17 protein-coding genes are annotated in these 14,632 nt (G+C 59.7%); 3 read left to right on the plus strand and 14 right to left on the minus strand.

Annotated features, from left to right (window positions below; translation table 11 throughout):
- The first annotated feature begins 21 nt into the window (after positions 1 to 21).
- A complete protein-coding gene (locus D1227_RS13325) occupies positions 22 to 426 on the plus strand; it encodes a DUF1489 family protein (RefSeq protein WP_233349978.1) in 405 nt (134 codons plus the stop codon).
- Between the two features lie 58 nt (positions 427 to 484).
- Here D1227_RS13325 and clpA read toward each other — a convergent pair whose 3' ends face one another.
- The 4 genes from clpA to D1227_RS13345 form a co-directional block, all read right to left on the minus strand.
- Positions 485 to 2,809 carry an ATP-dependent Clp protease ATP-binding subunit ClpA gene (clpA, locus tag D1227_RS13330; protein WP_119377240.1) on the minus strand — a complete coding sequence of 775 codons (2,325 nt, stop codon included), beginning with the start codon at positions 2,807 to 2,809 and terminating at the stop codon, positions 485 to 487.
- A gap of 4 nt (positions 2,810 to 2,813) precedes the next feature.
- On the minus strand, positions 2,814 to 3,185 hold the full coding sequence (gene clpS / locus D1227_RS13335) for an ATP-dependent Clp protease adapter ClpS (RefSeq protein ID WP_119377335.1): 372 nt from the start codon (positions 3,183 to 3,185) through the stop codon (positions 2,814 to 2,816).
- An 80-nt stretch (positions 3,186 to 3,265) separates the two neighbouring features.
- Positions 3,266 to 3,661 (minus strand): DUF1499 domain-containing protein, encoded by a 396-nt coding sequence (locus D1227_RS13340; RefSeq protein WP_119404996.1) that lies wholly within the window; start codon positions 3,659 to 3,661, stop codon positions 3,266 to 3,268.
- Between the two features lie 123 nt (positions 3,662 to 3,784).
- Positions 3,785 to 4,210, minus strand: coding sequence for a phasin family protein (locus tag D1227_RS13345; protein ID WP_119377238.1), 426 nt, complete (start codon positions 4,208 to 4,210; stop codon positions 3,785 to 3,787).
- A gap of 214 nt (positions 4,211 to 4,424) precedes the next feature.
- Here D1227_RS13345 and D1227_RS13350 point away from each other — a divergent pair, with 214 nt between their 5' ends.
- A complete protein-coding gene (locus D1227_RS13350) occupies positions 4,425 to 5,438 on the plus strand; it encodes a D-alanyl-D-alanine carboxypeptidase family protein (protein WP_119377237.1) in 1,014 nt (337 codons plus the stop codon).
- A 147-nt stretch (positions 5,439 to 5,585) separates the two neighbouring features.
- On the opposite strand, the gene D1227_RS13355 is transcribed toward D1227_RS13350, so the two are convergent.
- Complete coding sequence (locus tag D1227_RS13355; protein ID WP_119377236.1) at positions 5,586 to 6,482, minus strand: division plane positioning ATPase MipZ; 897 nt, start codon at positions 6,480 to 6,482, stop codon at positions 5,586 to 5,588.
- A gap of 43 nt (positions 6,483 to 6,525) precedes the next feature.
- The gene (locus D1227_RS13360) at positions 6,526 to 6,981 is read right to left on the minus strand and encodes a hypothetical protein (protein WP_119404997.1); all 456 of its coding nucleotides are present in this window, start codon (positions 6,979 to 6,981) and stop codon (positions 6,526 to 6,528) included.
- A gap of 82 nt (positions 6,982 to 7,063) precedes the next feature.
- On the opposite strand from D1227_RS13360, the gene panC reads away from it, so the two are divergent.
- The gene (gene panC, locus D1227_RS13365; protein ID WP_199288326.1) at positions 7,064 to 7,927 is read left to right on the plus strand and encodes a pantoate--beta-alanine ligase; all 864 of its coding nucleotides are present in this window, start codon (positions 7,064 to 7,066) and stop codon (positions 7,925 to 7,927) included.
- Here the strand turns inward: panC and D1227_RS13370 are convergent.
- The 8 genes from D1227_RS13370 to cysG form a co-directional block, all read right to left on the minus strand.
- Complete coding sequence (locus tag D1227_RS13370; protein WP_119404998.1) at positions 7,895 to 8,524, minus strand: murein L,D-transpeptidase catalytic domain family protein; 630 nt, start codon at positions 8,522 to 8,524, stop codon at positions 7,895 to 7,897. The genes panC and D1227_RS13370 overlap by 33 nt on opposite strands.
- A gap of 100 nt (positions 8,525 to 8,624) precedes the next feature.
- Positions 8,625 to 9,296, minus strand: a complete 672-nt coding sequence (locus D1227_RS13375) for a GOLPH3/VPS74 family protein (protein ID WP_158586651.1) — start codon at positions 9,294 to 9,296, stop codon at positions 8,625 to 8,627.
- A 93-nt stretch (positions 9,297 to 9,389) separates the two neighbouring features.
- Positions 9,390 to 10,133, minus strand: a complete 744-nt coding sequence (locus D1227_RS13380) for a phosphoadenylyl-sulfate reductase (protein WP_119377232.1) — start codon at positions 10,131 to 10,133, stop codon at positions 9,390 to 9,392.
- Positions 10,134 to 10,141: 8 nt separating this feature from the next.
- The gene (locus tag D1227_RS13385) at positions 10,142 to 10,633 is read right to left on the minus strand and encodes a DUF934 domain-containing protein (RefSeq protein WP_119377231.1); all 492 of its coding nucleotides are present in this window, start codon (positions 10,631 to 10,633) and stop codon (positions 10,142 to 10,144) included.
- A 20-nt stretch (positions 10,634 to 10,653) separates the two neighbouring features.
- Entirely contained in the window at positions 10,654 to 12,312 is a 1,659-nt protein-coding gene (locus tag D1227_RS13390; protein WP_119405000.1) for a nitrite/sulfite reductase, read from the minus strand.
- Positions 12,299 to 12,916 carry a glutathione S-transferase family protein gene (locus D1227_RS13395; RefSeq protein WP_119377229.1) on the minus strand — a complete coding sequence of 206 codons (618 nt, stop codon included), beginning with the start codon at positions 12,914 to 12,916 and terminating at the stop codon, positions 12,299 to 12,301. Before D1227_RS13395 ends, D1227_RS13390 begins: the two co-directional genes overlap by 14 nt.
- On the minus strand, positions 12,913 to 13,227 hold the full coding sequence (locus D1227_RS13400) for a DUF2849 domain-containing protein (protein ID WP_119405001.1): 315 nt from the start codon (positions 13,225 to 13,227) through the stop codon (positions 12,913 to 12,915). The genes D1227_RS13395 and D1227_RS13400 overlap by 4 nt, the downstream gene beginning before the upstream one ends.
- Positions 13,224 to 14,627: a siroheme synthase CysG gene (cysG, locus tag D1227_RS13405; RefSeq protein WP_119405002.1), complete on the minus strand. Its 1,404-nt coding sequence runs from the start codon at positions 14,625 to 14,627 to the stop codon at positions 13,224 to 13,226. Before cysG ends, D1227_RS13400 begins: the two co-directional genes overlap by 4 nt.
- Positions 14,628 to 14,632: the final 5 nt, after the last annotated feature.

Genomic DNA, 14,632 nt, shown 5'->3' on the forward strand with positions numbered 1-14,632 from the left:
CTTCGACTCGTGACATTGCACATGGTCAAACTCTGCGTCGGCGCGGATGATGTCGGCGACCTTGAAGCCTGGCAGACGCGGCTGATGACGCGCCATCCGGCGCCATTGCATCACACGCGCATGGTCCCCAAACAGATCGACGAGCTGCTGGACGGCGGATCGATTTATTGGGTGATCAAGGGCGTGATCCAGGTTCGCCAGGCCTTCACCGATATTCGCGTCATTGATGACCGCAACGGCCAGCGCGCCTGCGAGCTTGTTTTCGAGCCGGAGCTTGTTGCGGTCGAGCCGATGCCGAAACGGCCTTTTCAGGGCTGGCGCTATCTCAAGCCCAAGGACGCCCCGGCGGACCTGAAGGCCGGCCGCGGCGGCGATGACATCCCGCCTGACCTTCACGCCAAGCTCAAGGAAGCCATGGTCTGGTAAAAGAAAAGCGCCGCCCGGATGAAGGGCGGCGCTTCTGGTTTTGTGGGCTGGTTCTGGCCTAGTCGACCTGTTCCGGCTTGTCCTTTTTCTTCTTCGGCTTGGACTTCTTGCCCTTGTCCTCGATGAACTCGAAGGAGAGCTTGTCGTCGTCGTCCTTGTCGATGTCGATCTTTACCGCGCCGCCCTTGGCGAGCTTGCCGAAGAGAAGCTCTTCCGCCATCGGCTTCTTGACGTGCTCCTGGATGGTGCGTGCCAGAGGCCGGGCGCCAAACTCCTCGTCGAAGCCACGTTCAGCCAGCCAGTTGCGGGCTTTCTCTGACAGCTCGATTGTCACATTGCGGTCCGCCAGCTGGACTTCCAGCTGGAGAACGAACTTCTCAACGACCCGCTCGATGATTTCCGGCGTAAGGCCACCGAACAGGATGGTGGAATCCAGGCGGTTGCGGAATTCCGGCGTGAACAGGCGTTTCAGGGCGTCTTCCTGTTCGTCGGTCTTCTTGCCGCGGCCAAAGCCGATGGAGTTCTTCGCTGCATCCGATGCCCCGGCATTGGTCGTCATGATAAGGATCACGTTCCTGAAATCGACCTTGCGGCCATTCGCATCCGTCAGTGAGCCATTGTCCATGACTTGCAGCAGGATGTTGAACAGGTCCTGGTGCGCTTTCTCGATTTCATCGAGCAGCAGCACGCAGTGCGGATGCTGCATCACGCCATCGGTGAGCAGGCCGCCCTGGTCAAAGCCGACATAGCCCGGAGGCGCGCCAATCAGGCGGGAGACCGTATGACGCTCCATATACTCCGACATGTCGAAGCGCAGCAGCTCGACGCCCATGATGGACGCGAGCTGACGGGCGACCTCAGTCTTGCCGACGCCGGTCGGGCCGGTGAACAGGTAGGAGCCGATCGGCTTGTTGGGCTCGCGCAGGCCAGCGCGAGCTAGCTTGATCGAGGAGGCGAGCGCCTCGATGGCATCGTCCTGGCCATAGACCACGCGCTTGAGGTCCGGCTCGAGATTCTTGAGCGCGACAGCGTCGTCCTTGGTGACCTGCTTGGGAGGGATGCGGGCGATCTTGGCGATGATGGCCTCGATCTCCTTGGTCCCGATCTGCTTGCGCCGTTTGCTTTCGGGCAGCAGCCATTGCGTCGCACCAGCCTCGTCGATCACGTCGATCGCCTTGTCCGGCAGCTTGCGGTCAGTGATATATCGGGCCGAAAGCTCCACGGCGGCCTTGATGGCCTCATTGGTATAGCGGATGCCGTGGAACTCCTCGAAGGTCGGCTTCAGGCCGGTGAGGATTTTCACGGCGTCCGGCACGGACGGCTCGACCACGTCGATCTTGCGGAACCGGCGGGCGAGGGCACGGTCCTTTTCGAAGTGCTGCTTGAACTCCTTGAAAGTCGTCGAGCCCATGCAGCGAACCTCACCACTTTGCAGGGCGGGCTTCAGCAGGTTGGAAGCATCCATGGCCCCGCCGGATGTCGCACCAGCGCCGATGACCGTATGGATTTCGTCGATGAACAGGACACCTTTTTCCTGCTCGGCTATTTCCTTCATCACCGCTTTCAGGCGTTCTTCGAAATCGCCGCGATAGCGCGTGCCAGCCAGCAGGGCGCCCATGTCGAGGGCCCAGATGACGGCGTCTTCCAGGATCTCCGGCACTTCGCCATCGACGATCTTCTTGGCGAGGCCTTCGGCGATCGCCGTCTTGCCGACGCCAGGGTCACCGACAAGGATCGGATTGTTCTTGGACCGGCGGCACAGCACCTCGATGCAGCGCTCGATTTCGAAATCGCGGCCGATCAGCGGGTCGATCTTGCCCTGGCGTGCCTTCTCATTGAGATTCACGCAGTAGGCTTCGAGCGCCTCTTTGGCAGGACCTGCCTTTTGCTGCTGCTCGGTCTCTTCGGCGCCGCGCGGGGTCGAGCTGCGCGACATCCCGGGCGACTTGGCCAGGCCATGGGACACAAAGTTCACTGCGTCATAGCGGGTCATGTCCTGCTCCTGCAGGAAGTAGGCGGCATGACTCTCACGCTCGGAGAAGATGGAGATCAGCACATTCGCGCCTGAGACTTCGTCGCGGCCGGAGCTTTCGACATGCAGGATGGCGCGCTGGACGACGCGCTGGAAGGCGGCCGTCGGCTGCACGCTGGCGGCCGGATTGTCCGTGATCAGGCTGGAAAGTTCTTCATCAATATACTGGGTTAGCGACTGGCGCAGCTGGTTGATATCGACCTTGCACGCCGTCATCACTTCAACCGCGTCAGTATCCTCGGTCAGCGCGAGCAGAAGATGCTCGAGCGTCGAGTATTCGTGAGACCGCTCTCCAGCGAGGTTGAGCGCTTTCTCCAGGGCGGTTTCGAGGCTGTCTGTCAGTGACGGCATAGGCTTAGTCCTCTTTCTCCATCGTGCATTGCAGAGGATGCTCGTTGCGCCGCGCTAGGTCCATGACCTGAGCCACTTTCGTTTCAGCGACTTCGAAAGTGTACACTCCGCAGACACCAACCCCTTTTTGATGCACATGAAGCATGATGCGGGTCGCCTGTTCGCGGCTTTTGTTGAAAAACTGTTCGAGTACGAAGACCACGAACTCCATCGGCGTGTAGTCGTCGTTCAGGAGCAGCACGCGGTACATGGACGGCTTTTTCGTCTTGACCCGCGTTTCGGTCGCCAGGCCGGTACCATCCGTATCGCCATCGCGCGTTGGTCCGGAAGGTCCTTCCGGCTCGGCGAGTCTGGGTCTGTCGTCTCTAACGGTCATGTCAAACAGATATGGTTCAGTTTGGGCAATTTTAAGCCTGATCAGAAGTGCATTGCTGTTCAAGCTGCAGCTCATCTGAATTATTTCAACTCCGCGATCAGCGAATCCACTCTTTTCCGGTTCGCGCCCAAGTCATGATAACCGACTCGGGAACGAGAATAGACAGCTAATCGGGATTTTCCGTGATTTGCGCCGTCGGGCAGGACACGAATTGCCACATCGTCCTTGAATTTCAGCACCGGTGTCCTAGCGACGAGGTCGATCTGGCGCGTGGCGGGGTCACGATGTGTGACCGACCAGTTGGACTTGTCCGACAGTGCCGATTCGACTTTCGCGAAGAGCGCCTCGGGCGACAGGTCGAAGCTCGGGGCGTCTGCATCGGGCGTCGCATTTGCGCACAAGCCTTCGGGCGCGACGAGGTAAGTGTTCGGCGAGCCGGGGCGTTCAATCTTTTCGAAGTCTACACGTGCGCTCATCCAGCAACCTTAAACAACCAGGCCCCATGAGTATTCACCCTACATGAAAAAAATCAGGCAAAAAAATTGGCCGGCTGAAATCTCAGCCGGCCAACCAGAAAACTTGCCTGCGAAGTGCGCAGATCAGGAGGCTTTCGCCTTCGTCGTTGCCTTCTTGGTCTCGGCCATCATCTCTTTGGTGTAGCCGGCGAAGGGTTCCATGCAGTCCTTCATCGCCGTCGAGTAGATGCCGGCCAGCTCGCTGAGACCGTCGAGATGGGCCTTGAAAGCGCTGCGGACATAAGCCGACTGGATTTCCATGGCTTCTTCAACAGTCTTGGCGCCAGCCAGCGTCTTGCCGGTCTCAACCGTCATGCTGACGCGATCCTGTGCCTGGCGCATCATTGCGGCGCTGGCATCCTGAAGGCTCTTCACGGACGCTTTTGCGCTTTCCGTGCCAGCGGTCATTGCATCTTTGCCCATGTCGCCGAACTGTGTCGCGAACGGGAAAGCTTTTACGAAAGTCTCGGGCGTGAAAGCCCCGAACATGTTTGTATCGGTCTTGGCCATAGGTTACTCCTTTGATGAAGCCTATATAGACCAATCTGTTCGCACTTGCAACAATTTTTGTGCACCGCACAATATTTTCCGTGTTCATTAACGATTCAGTGGCGGTATGCATCGTGCAAGACTGTGCGCTTAACGGGTGGATAATACAATTTAGCCACCCTATGATCGAATCATCGGGAGGCCGGGGTTCGCAACGCTCTGAGGAGGGAAATCCATGGCATTTCGTGCTGGCGGGAAGAATATCCGGGCAGCTATTGGCGCACTCGTCATGCTTGTTGCGCTAGCGCCGGCGGCCATCGCAGAGAAGTATGCGTCCATTGTCGTCGATGCCGATTCCAACGAAGTCCTTCATGCCAGACACGCCGATGAACCGCGCTATCCAGCGTCGCTGACAAAAGCGATGACGCTTTACATGCTGTTCGACGCGTTAAAGTCGGGAGAGGTCTCGTATACCGAGCGCCTCTATGTCTCGCGCCACGCCGCGTCACAGCCGCCATCCTCGCTGCGCCTGACACCGGGTTCGACCATCAGTGTGCGCGATGCCATCGATGCGCTGATCACGAAATCTGCCAATGACGTGGCAGCGGTCGTCGCCGAAAGGCTCGGTGGGACCGAGTCGCGGTTTGCGACGCTGATGACCGCGAAAGCCAAGACATTCGGCATGAATAATACAACCTTTCGAAACGCCTCGGGCCTGCCGGATACGCGCCAGCTATCAACAGCACGCGACATGGCCATCCTTGCCGAACGTCTGCTCGAGGATCACGCCGACTACTATCATTACTTCTCCCGGGCCAGCTTCTCCTGGGGCAACCGGACTTATAAAAATCACAACAACCTGCTGAAGTCCGTCGACGGTGTTGATGGCATCAAGACCGGCTATACCCGGGCTTCGGGTTTCAACCTGATGGCCTCGGCCAAGCGTGACGGCCGTCGGGTCATTGCGATCATGTTCGGCGGATCGACGTCGAAATCACGCGATGCGCATGTCACCGACCTTATCGAGGCAGCTTACAAGAGCTTCGACGAGAACAAGCAGGCCGACGAGATCAAGGCGAGCTACGCCTTCAGCGCCCTGCAATCGCCGGTCAATCCGAATGGCGCGGCGCTGCCGATGCTCAACGGACAAGTGTTCACGCCGCCCGTTGGCGAGGGTGACGAAAGCACGAGCGACGATATGGCGTTTGAATCCCTGATCCCGTCCAAGCCTGTTATCGAAGGGCCCTAACCGGCCGTTTCCCCGGCGGGTTTCACCAACGTCCGATTTCGCGACAGTGAAGATACCCGCAGTCATGCTGAGAGACATGCGCCTGACGCTTCAGGGTAAACCAAAGCCTTGTGCGCCTGCGAACAGAGAAGCGAGAGCGTGCTTTAACTAGAAAGAAATTTCCGCGCCTGCGAGCGCCGGCAGCTGGAGCAGGATGACGAGGTCCCGCAGCTCCTGGCGGGCAGCAACATGGCTCATCGTGAAAGCCACATTCGAGCCGCGCTCGGTGAGATCCAGCAAGGTCAGGCCGGCCGGGAAAAGTTCGCGATAGATGACCCGTTCGGAGAGCCCTGGCGCAAGACGGAAACCAATCCGCTTGGACAGGTTATTCAGCGCTTCGCCGACCTTCTGCTTGTTGCGCGCCTCTAGCGGAGACACGCGGTTGCGCATCACAACCCAGTCAATCGGCTTGCGGGAGGTCTGAGCTTTCTTCTTGCGGCAGTTCCAGACCATCTCGGAATAGAAGCTTGGCCGGATGACCTCGAGTGTCTGCGGGTTCACATCGCCAAGAAGGTCGAAATCGACAAAGCTGTCATTCAGCGGCGTAATCAGCGTGTCTGCGATCGTGTGAGCAGAGCGGGAGAGGAAGGTGTCACCGCCCGGGGCGTCAATAATAATATAGTCACTGACCGCGCGTAGGCGCTCAACCGCGCCCATCAGGCGGTCTGTTTCTTCGCGCTCGGCGGTGTCCAGGTCACGGTCGGTGCTGGCATCCACGCGGATGATTTCCGGCATTGGCAGTTTCGAGCCAGTCGATTGCATCCAGCGCAGACGGTTCTCAAGATAGCGCGTTAGCGTCCGCTGGCGCACATCGAGGTCGATGACACCGACGCGCTGACCCATGCGCATGAGCGCCACGGACAGGTGCATCGCGACTGTAGACTTGCCGGCGCCACCTTTTTCATTGCCGACGACGAGAACGCGGCAATCACGGTCCGGCGAAGGCTGGAGCGTGACGGCGTCGTCGCGACTGGTGGTGACTGAGCCGAATCCATCTGCGGGCATTTGGGAAAACTCCACTTTCGCCTTGCGTCAGGGATGCGGGGGCTTAGGCGGCATGCTGGTAACGCGGTGCCTGACCTACCTCGACGCCGAAGACCAGAGCATCGCCAGCCTCTTCTTCAAAGAGGTCATGGTCGAGGGCCACGGTGCTTGCCGACCGCGAGGTTGCAAGCATGGGTTCGCCGTCGAACAGGTCATTATCGAAACTGAAGGCGCCGAGCGAGTGAATCGGCTCCGGCTCAACGGTAAGCGGTGCGAAGTCCGCGATGCCGGAGAGTGATTCGCGAAGCCGCATCATGGAGCGCGTCAGTGTATCGAGCGCACGGCCATGCGCGGTCGCCTCAGGCTGTGCGTCAAAAAGCCAGTCATCTGTATGTGCAGCCGAGTTGTCATCAAGCGGACGCCTGATAGGTTCCGGCTCGATCGCACTGGCTCGATCCAGATCGCGACGCTTCAGTGAGGACAGGCCCGCACAGGCGAGCAGCACTTTCAGTCGGGGCATGATGGGCTTTCTCATAAGTGAAGAATTCACGCGAATTGGTTAACAGGTCGTTTACGAAATCAGAGTTCGGAGCAGTCTCCAAGTGAACAATAAGAAGGCCAGGATCGTCAGGACGCGCGCTGATCTGCGTGCAGCCGTCGCGGCAGAGCGGAAAAAGGGCAATCAAATCGGGTTTGTACCCACAATGGGCGCGCTCCATGATGGCCACATCTCCCTGGTCAATAAAGCTGGGGAAAAGTGTGAGACCGTCGTCGCCTCAATTTTTGTTAATCCGACCCAGTTCGCCCCAGGCGAAGATCTCGAGCGTTATCCCCGAGACGAGGAGGGCGACGTAGCCCGTCTCAGCGAAGCTGGGTGCAGCATTGTTTACTGCCCCAGCGTCGACGAGATGTATCCTGAAGGCTCGCTGACCAATGTCCGCGTCGAGGAAATGTCAGACCTTCTGGATGGCATCTACCGGCCGCACTTCTTCTATGGGGTTGCGACAGTGGTCGCCCGGCTTTTCATTCACGTCCAGCCGGACGTCGCCGTCTTTGGCGAGAAGGACTTTCAGCAGCTGCAGATTATCCGCCGCATGGTGCGTGATCTCGGATTTAGCATTGAGATTGTTGGCGGGGCGACCTGGCGCGACCGCGATGGTCTCGCCCAGTCCTCGCGCAATGCCTATCTCAGTGAGGAGGAGCGCAGCCGAGCCAATGCGATCTTCGGCGCCCTCCACAGGGCGGCCTGCCGTATCCGGATCGGCGTGCCCATTGAAACGGCAGTGAGGGAAGCAAGGGGCCATATCCTGGCGGCTGGCTTTTCAAGGCTCGACTATGTCAGTGCCGTCGATCCGGCCAGTCTTCAGGATCTGGCTGACGGCCCGCTCGCAGAAGGCCAGGCGTGCCGGCTGCTCGCGGCGGCCTGGATGGGCTCAACCCGCCTGATCGACAATCTCGGAGTCTAGGCCGGCGCTTTTCTGCGGCCCGTAAGTGTAGACCAGAACGCCATTCGCGATTTTGGGGATGAGGTCCAAAGCGACCCTGCGCTCAAGCGCGGGGCAGCCCCAGCTGCGTCCCATTTTCTTTCGCTGCGGCGAAACATAATCGGCCCCGTGAATCACGATCGCCCGTTCGCGCGCCGCGCTGTTCTGCGTCTCCAGTCCGTCGAGCCTGAGGGATAGACCGTGCTTGCCGTAATAGGTCTCCGCTGTGACGAAGGCGCCGAGCGAAGTCATCTTCGAGCCGGGGACGTTCGAGAAGCGATCGGCCATGCCGTCATGGTCGGGGTCTGATCCGCGGCCATGCGAGACCAGAAAGGCATTGGCGGAGCCAGTCTTGAGGTCGACCAGGAAGAATCGAGGCTCTGCCGATGGCCGACTATAATCGATGACCACCATATATCTGTCGTTCTTCGCCTTGGCTGCAAAGCGCGTCTGAACTTGCATGGCCTCCTGCCAGAGGTGCTGTCCCATGACTTCAGGTGCTGACTTGGCCAGGGCCAGGCCAGCAGGCTTGCAAGCCAGAAGAAGCGAAACCAGAAGCAAGCGTGCGGTTCGTGCCATGCTCAATAATACCAAGGATATTCGACAGCGTTAGATATGGCTTACACGTTGCGGTGCGGATTTGTCTTTTTTGCGGCTGGTTCGGCCTGTTGCTGGAAATCTAGCTGCCGGTCGTGGCGGCAACGGTCGTGACCGTTGTCGCGGCGATGACGGCCGCCAGCGCCGCTTCAATCGCGGCCACCGTTGCTTTCGCGGCTAGCATGTCGCCTTTGGCGATTTCCTTGATCCGTGCCTTGTGGGCCCTGATTTCGGACTTGTCGAAGTTCTTCCCGAGCAATTGCGTCTTTTCGGCAAGCGCAATGATCACGCAGTCGCGTGCTTCAGCTGCTTTTCCGCCGAACATGACAGCGGCCAGATGTTCTTTGAGCGTCTCTTCAGTGATCGCGTCCGCTTCTGGATATTGCGTCCAGTTGAAGACGAGGAATGATTTCGACTCGGTGCGAAGGACGCCCTTTTCGACCAGCGAAAGCGCCTGCTCCCGGAACAGCTTCGACTTGCCGGCAAGTTTGTGCACATAGGTCGAGATCTTCTTGCCGCTTCCAGCCTTCAGGAGGATCGATAGACAAAAGTCGAGGAAGCGGTCACCGGTCGTCGCGGTGTCGATGATGTCCAGCCGTTTCGGCTTGGCTTGATCTTGTGCAAGCTTACCGCGAAGGATCAGCTCGGACAGGGCGCTTCCGGCGAGGCCATACTCCACAAACTGTCCCTGTTTTTCGCCAGACTCGTTTTTGAGTGCCAGCAACGCGAAACCCTCGGCAATGGTCAGGTCCATCCATTCTCCTCCAATCATCTGCTCAGTCGAACAGGGTTGATATGGAGACGAATATATCGATTTTCAATAAATAAGTCCGCAGGGACCGAATGCCTAGAAAACGCGGGGGCGTTCTTTCTTGTCGACATGCAGGCCGCACTCGGTCTTGGCCATACCGGCCCAGCGGCCAGACCGGATATCGCTTGGGTCCGCGGCCGGCTTCGTGCACGGCCAGCAGCCGATCGATGGATAGCCCTGGTCGACCAGCGGATGCTTCGGCAAGTTGCGGTAAGCGAAGTGACGGTCAACGTCTTCCTGAGTCCAGCTGGCGAGCGGGTTCACCTTGAAGCGGCCGCTGGCATGCTCAAACACAGGAAGCGAAAGCCGCGCGCCACCATGAAAGCGCTTGCGGCCCGTGATCCAGGCGTCGAACCCTTCCAGCGCCGGCTCCAGCGGGCGGACCTTGCGAAGCGCACAGCATGCGTCCGGATCCGTTTTCCAAAGACGGTTCTGAGGGTCTAGCACCTTCCGCTCGGTTTCGCTCGGCGGTGTTTCACGAACATTGGTCAGGCCCAGCCGGTCGATCAGCTCATCCTTGTAGTCGAGCGTCTGCGGAAAGTGCATCCCCGTTTCAAGGAAGATGACCGGGAAATCAGGGTCCACATCGGCGATCAGCGAAAGCATCACAGCGCTCTCGGCGCCGAAGCTGGAGACATAAGTCAGCTTCTGCGGCCACTCACGCACAAGCGAAGCGCGCAGGATCGTCGTGGCCGACGCATCACGCAGTTCAGCGTTGAGCCGGTCCAGCCGTTCGGTCACGGGCTCGCGCAGGCGTGTCTGATAGTCGGTATAGGGCATGAATGCCTCTAGTCCTTCTGGTGCCGGCGCTTGAACACATGGGTCGCGCCGTCGGCCGCTGGTTGATAGAACGCTGAATACTCTTCCAGCGCTTGCAGGACTGAAGGTAGTTCGGCGCGTGCCGTCTCAAAAGCATCGAAGCCTGAACGGTTCATATAGAGAATCTGATCTCGAAGGACGTGGCCGACCGCTCGAAGCTCGCCTTCATAGCCGAGACGCCGCCTCAAAAGCTGTGCCTGCGAGTATCCGCGCCCGTCGGTATATTTCGGAAAACTGATCTCGATCAGGTTCAGCCGGTGGAGATGCTCCTCCAGTTCATGCGGGTCATCGGCCGGCTCAAGCCTGACGCCGATGTTGCTGTTACGGGCGAGCAGAATTTCGGTTTCGCTGCGAAATCGTCCGAGCGAGACGGTTACACACCCGCCTGGTGACAGTGGTGTATCGTCCGGGACAAAAGCCCAGACATCATCGACTTCCTGTCGGTCTTTGATCAGTGGCATTTCTGGGTAACCTTACTGGTCTACGCGCCGGCGTAGATGACTTCCTTGAACGGCTCCATGCCTTCGCGCTCGAAGGTTTCAATGAAGGTCTCGTCCTTGCTGGTTCGCAGCTCACGGTAACGATCGACAAGGCGTTTCAGTGCCGATGGCACATCCTCCGCCTTAAGGCCCGGGCCGGCGATCTGGCCGATGGCAGCTTTCTCATCGGCACGCCCGCCGAGCGTGATCTGGTAGTATTCCTCGCCTTTCCGATCGACACCCAGAATGCCGACATGGCCAACATGGTGGTGGCCGCAGGCGTTGATGCAGCCGGAAATATTGATGTGGAACTTGCCGATATCGGCCTGGTCGTCCGGATCAGAGAAGGCCTCCTGGATCGCCATACCGACCGGGATCGACCGGGCATTGGCCAGGTTGCAATAGTCGAGGCCCGGGCAGACGATCATGTCCGAGATCAGGCCTTCGTTCGGCGTGGCCAGGCCGGCCGCGTCAAGCTCTCTGTAAACCTCGTAGACGTCATCCAGCGCGATATGCGGCAGGACCAGGTTCTGCGCGTGAGTAACCCGGATATCGTCATGACCATAGGTTTCGGCCAGATGCGCGACGACCATCATCTGTGAGTCGGTGGCATCGCCAGCCGCGACGCCAATGGGTTTCAGGCTGACGGTGACGGAGGAGTAGCCGTCGACCTTGTGCGGATGCAGGTTGGCGCGGGTCCAGCGGGCGAAGCCGGCATCGGCGACCTTTGCCTTTTCGAAGGCCTCGGATGTAGCTGGCTTGGGGGGCAGGGCCGGCGGCGTGAAATACGCGTTGATCCGGTCGATTTCCGCCTGCGGCAGGTCAATCTTTTCATGGTCACGCTGGGCGGCGAATTCTTCTTCGACCAGCTTGCGAAATTCTTCGTCGCCCGTTTCCGAGACGAGGATCTTGATCCGCGCCTTGTACTTGTTGTCGCGACGGCCAAAGCGGTTGTAGACGCGCATGATCGCCTCAAGATAGTCGAGCAGCTGGCTCTCCGGCACGAACTCTGAAACCTTGGCGGCGATGTGTGGCGTGCGGCCCTGTCCGCCGCCGACATGCACCTCGAAGCCAACCTCGCCGTCGCGCTCGCGCATGTGCAGGCCGATGTCATGGACGCGGATGGCCGCGCGATCATGTTCAGCTGCGGTGACCGCAATCTTGAACTTGCGCGGCAGGAAGGCGAACTCCGGATGGAAGGTCGACCATTGCCGGATGATCTCGCACCAGGGACGCGGATCCATGATCTCGTCCTTGGCTGCGCCTGCATAATGGTCGCTGGTCGTGTTGCGGATGCAGTTGCCGGAGGTCTGGATGGCGTGCATCTCAACCTCGGCCAGTTCGGCCAGTACATCCGGAATATCCTTCAGGGCGACCCAGTTGAACTGGATGTTCTGGCGGGTCGTGAAGTGGCCATAACCGCGGTCGTAGTTCCGCGCGATCTTGGCAAGGCGCCGCATCTGCCGGGGCGAAAGCTGGCCATACGGTACAGCGATCCGGAGCATGTAGGCATGCAGCTGAAGATAGACACCGTTCTGCAGGCGGAGCGGCTTGAACTCGTCTTCCTTGATTTCGCCAGACAGGCGGCGGGCCACCTGTCCGCGAAACTGTTCGACCCGATCGCGCACGATCTGCGCGTCGAATTCGTCATATCTGTACATCGGTAACCTCGTGGAGATGGGGCAGGCCGAGCTCGCGCTCGCAGCGCGCAATCCAGGCCTGGACGGCCGGAAACTCGGATACGTCGAAACCGCCTTCGTGAGCCAGGCGGGTATAAGCAAGCAGCGAGATATCGGCGAGCGTCATGGCCTCGCCGCCCGCGATCCAGTCATTGCCGAGCAGGGCGAGTTCCATCCGGCCAAGCGCGCGGCGGCCCTTGGCCATCAGGTGCGGATCGATCTCGTCGTCGCTTTTCTTCTCGTAATGCTTCTGGAAGCGGCGCACCGCGATCGCTGTCTCGTGGGAGTACTGTTCCCAGAACATCCATTCCAACACCTTTGCGCGCTCGAAGGCATCATCGGGGACGAGTTCGCTGCCATCGGCGAGATAGGAGATAATCGCATTTGACTGCGCCAGCGTTCTACCATCCTCAAACTCGACGACCGGCACCTGGCCGAAAGGGTTGATGGCGAGGAACGCGTCGGTGCGTGTCTCGCCCTTGAGAATGTCGACCTCGACCCACTGGTGTTCGACACCCAGACGGTCAGCCACCCATTTCACTTTCAGGCAGTTGCCAGAAATACTGTCGCCAAAAATGCGGATCATCGCGCAGACCTCTGGAATTGTGGGTGAATTGTCGGGCCGTTTGCGCGGATCGTTTCGCGCAGCGTCTCGCGGCCATCGATGGCGCCGTCATCAGTGACCTGCATGAAGTATGGATCGGTGACAATGCCTTCCTGGGCTTCCGCATCGGCCAGCCGCTTTTCGGCTTCTTCGCCGGTGAAGACACCGATCTGGTCCGGATCGTCTGACCAGCTGCCGTCAGGGGCCATCCAGACGACTTTGCCCGTGGCGGTTTCCCAGGCAGTGACAGCCTTGGGCTGCTCCGGCTTCAATTTCGGGCGAACGGATGTCATGCCAGGGCCTCTTCGATTGTTCTGTTCAGCGCTTCGGCTGGAAGGCCGGCAACCTCTCCTATAATGAGAAGTGCTGGTCCGCGAATGCCTTTTTCCTCGATGACGCGGGAAAGGGAATCCAGCGAGCCAAAGCCGCGTTTTTCATTTGCGCGCGTGCCGTTCTCGATCACGGCGACCGGCGTTTTTCCCGGTAGGCCAGCTTCCTGCAGCTTCTCCGAAATGACCGGCGCTGTGCCGACACCCATGAAAACGACGATGGTCTGGTGCGGCTTTGCAAGGCCCTGCCAGTCGAGATCGGGTACGCCGCCTTTCTGCGCGTGCCCGGTCACAAAGGTCAGCGTCTGGGCGTGGTCGCGATGGGTGAGCGGAATGTTGGCCGAAGCCGCGCAGCCAAGCGCCGAGGAGATGCCCGGCACAACATGCGCCTCAATCCCGGCTTCGCGCAGGGCCTCGACTTCCTCACCGCCACGTCCGAAGATGAAGGGGTCGCCGCCCTTGAGGCGGACGACGCGTTTGCCCTCTTCAGCGGCGGCGATCATCAGTTCATGAATGCCATCCTGCGGGACGAGGTGTTCGCCCTTGGACTTGCCAACCGGCACGCGTTCGGCATCGCGGCGGACGAGGTCCATGATCTCCTTTGAGACTAGCTTGTCGTGGAAGACCACATCGGCCTGCTGGATCAGGCGGAAAGCCTTGAGCGTCAGCAGTTCCGGGTCGCCCGGTCCGGCGCCGACGATGTGAACCGGTCCGGTTTCATTTCCTGCAGTTTCGTTGGCAAATTTCGAGAGGGCGTCTTCCATCAGCGCTTCTGCGCCCGCGTCATCACCCGCATAGACCGCCTCGGCGACAGCGCCCCGAAGTGCGGCCTCCCAGAAGTGACGTCGGCGGGTCTCGGTGTCGATGGCCGCCTTTACGGCAGGACGCCATCGTTCAGCCAGCGCGGCGAGCGATCCAATACGCTCCGGCAGGAGTGTCTCAAGCTTCGAACGTATGTCCTTGGCCAGCACGGGGGCTGCACCGCCGGTTGCTACCGCAGCGACGACCTGGCCACGGTCCAGCATGCTGGGAATCGTGAAATCACAGAGCTCTTTGCGGTCGACGGCGTTGATTGGCACGCCATAGGCGCGGGCAAGTTCATAGGCCCACTGGACTTCCGCTTCGTCGTCGCTCGCGATGATTGTGAAGCGGGCGGTGTCCAGCGCTTGTCCGGCATGCTCCGGTGTGACGATAGTCAGCTGGTCACTGAAAGGCTCGGCCCAGTCCGGACGTCTTTTTGTGACCAGCGAGATTCGGGCGGGCGTCTTCGCCACCAGCCGCGTCTTGCGCTCGGCATTCGTGCCAGCGCCGAAGATCACGACATGGGCATCGTCCATCTGGAAGAAGGCGGGGAAGAGGCGCATGGGGG

It is taken from the genome of Henriciella mobilis, assembly GCF_003576315.1.
GTDB lineage: Bacteria > Pseudomonadota > Alphaproteobacteria > Caulobacterales > Hyphomonadaceae > Henriciella > Henriciella mobilis.

Coding starts and splice junctions, on each gene's coding strand:
- D1227_RS13380 (WP_119377232.1), bottom strand. CDS start 10,133: ATGCCCTATACCGACTATCAGACACGCCTGCGCGAGCCCGTGACCGAA.
- D1227_RS13355 (WP_119377236.1), bottom strand. CDS start 6,482: ATGCCCGCAGATGGATTCGGCTCAGTCACCACCAGTCGCGACGACGCC.
- D1227_RS13385 (WP_119377231.1), bottom strand. CDS start 10,633: ATGCCACTGATCAAAGACCGACAGGAAGTCGATGATGTCTGGGCTTTT.
- D1227_RS13360 (WP_119404997.1), bottom strand. CDS start 6,981: ATGCCCCGACTGAAAGTGCTGCTCGCCTGTGCGGGCCTGTCCTCACTG.
- D1227_RS13395 (WP_119377229.1), bottom strand. CDS start 12,916: ATGATCCGCATTTTTGGCGACAGTATTTCTGGCAACTGCCTGAAAGTG.
- clpA (WP_119377240.1), bottom strand. CDS start 2,809: ATGCCGTCACTGACAGACAGCCTCGAAACCGCCCTGGAGAAAGCGCTC.
- D1227_RS13340 (WP_119404996.1), bottom strand. CDS start 3,661: ATGAGCGCACGTGTAGACTTCGAAAAGATTGAACGCCCCGGCTCGCCG.
- D1227_RS13325 (WP_233349978.1), top strand. CDS start 22: ATGGTCAAACTCTGCGTCGGCGCGGATGATGTCGGCGACCTTGAAGCC.
- D1227_RS13370 (WP_119404998.1), bottom strand. CDS start 8,524: ATGGCACGAACCGCACGCTTGCTTCTGGTTTCGCTTCTTCTGGCTTGC.
- D1227_RS13375 (WP_158586651.1), bottom strand. CDS start 9,296: ATGGACCTGACCATTGCCGAGGGTTTCGCGTTGCTGGCACTCAAAAAC.
- D1227_RS13390 (WP_119405000.1), bottom strand. CDS start 12,312: ATGTACAGATATGACGAATTCGACGCGCAGATCGTGCGCGATCGGGTC.
- cysG (WP_119405002.1), bottom strand. CDS start 14,627: ATGCGCCTCTTCCCCGCCTTCTTCCAGATGGACGATGCCCATGTCGTG.
- D1227_RS13350 (WP_119377237.1), top strand. CDS start 4,425: ATGGCATTTCGTGCTGGCGGGAAGAATATCCGGGCAGCTATTGGCGCA.
- D1227_RS13345 (WP_119377238.1), bottom strand. CDS start 4,210: ATGGCCAAGACCGATACAAACATGTTCGGGGCTTTCACGCCCGAGACT.
- D1227_RS13400 (WP_119405001.1), bottom strand. CDS start 13,227: ATGACATCCGTTCGCCCGAAATTGAAGCCGGAGCAGCCCAAGGCTGTC.
- clpS (WP_119377335.1), bottom strand. CDS start 3,185: ATGACCGTTAGAGACGACAGACCCAGACTCGCCGAGCCGGAAGGACCT.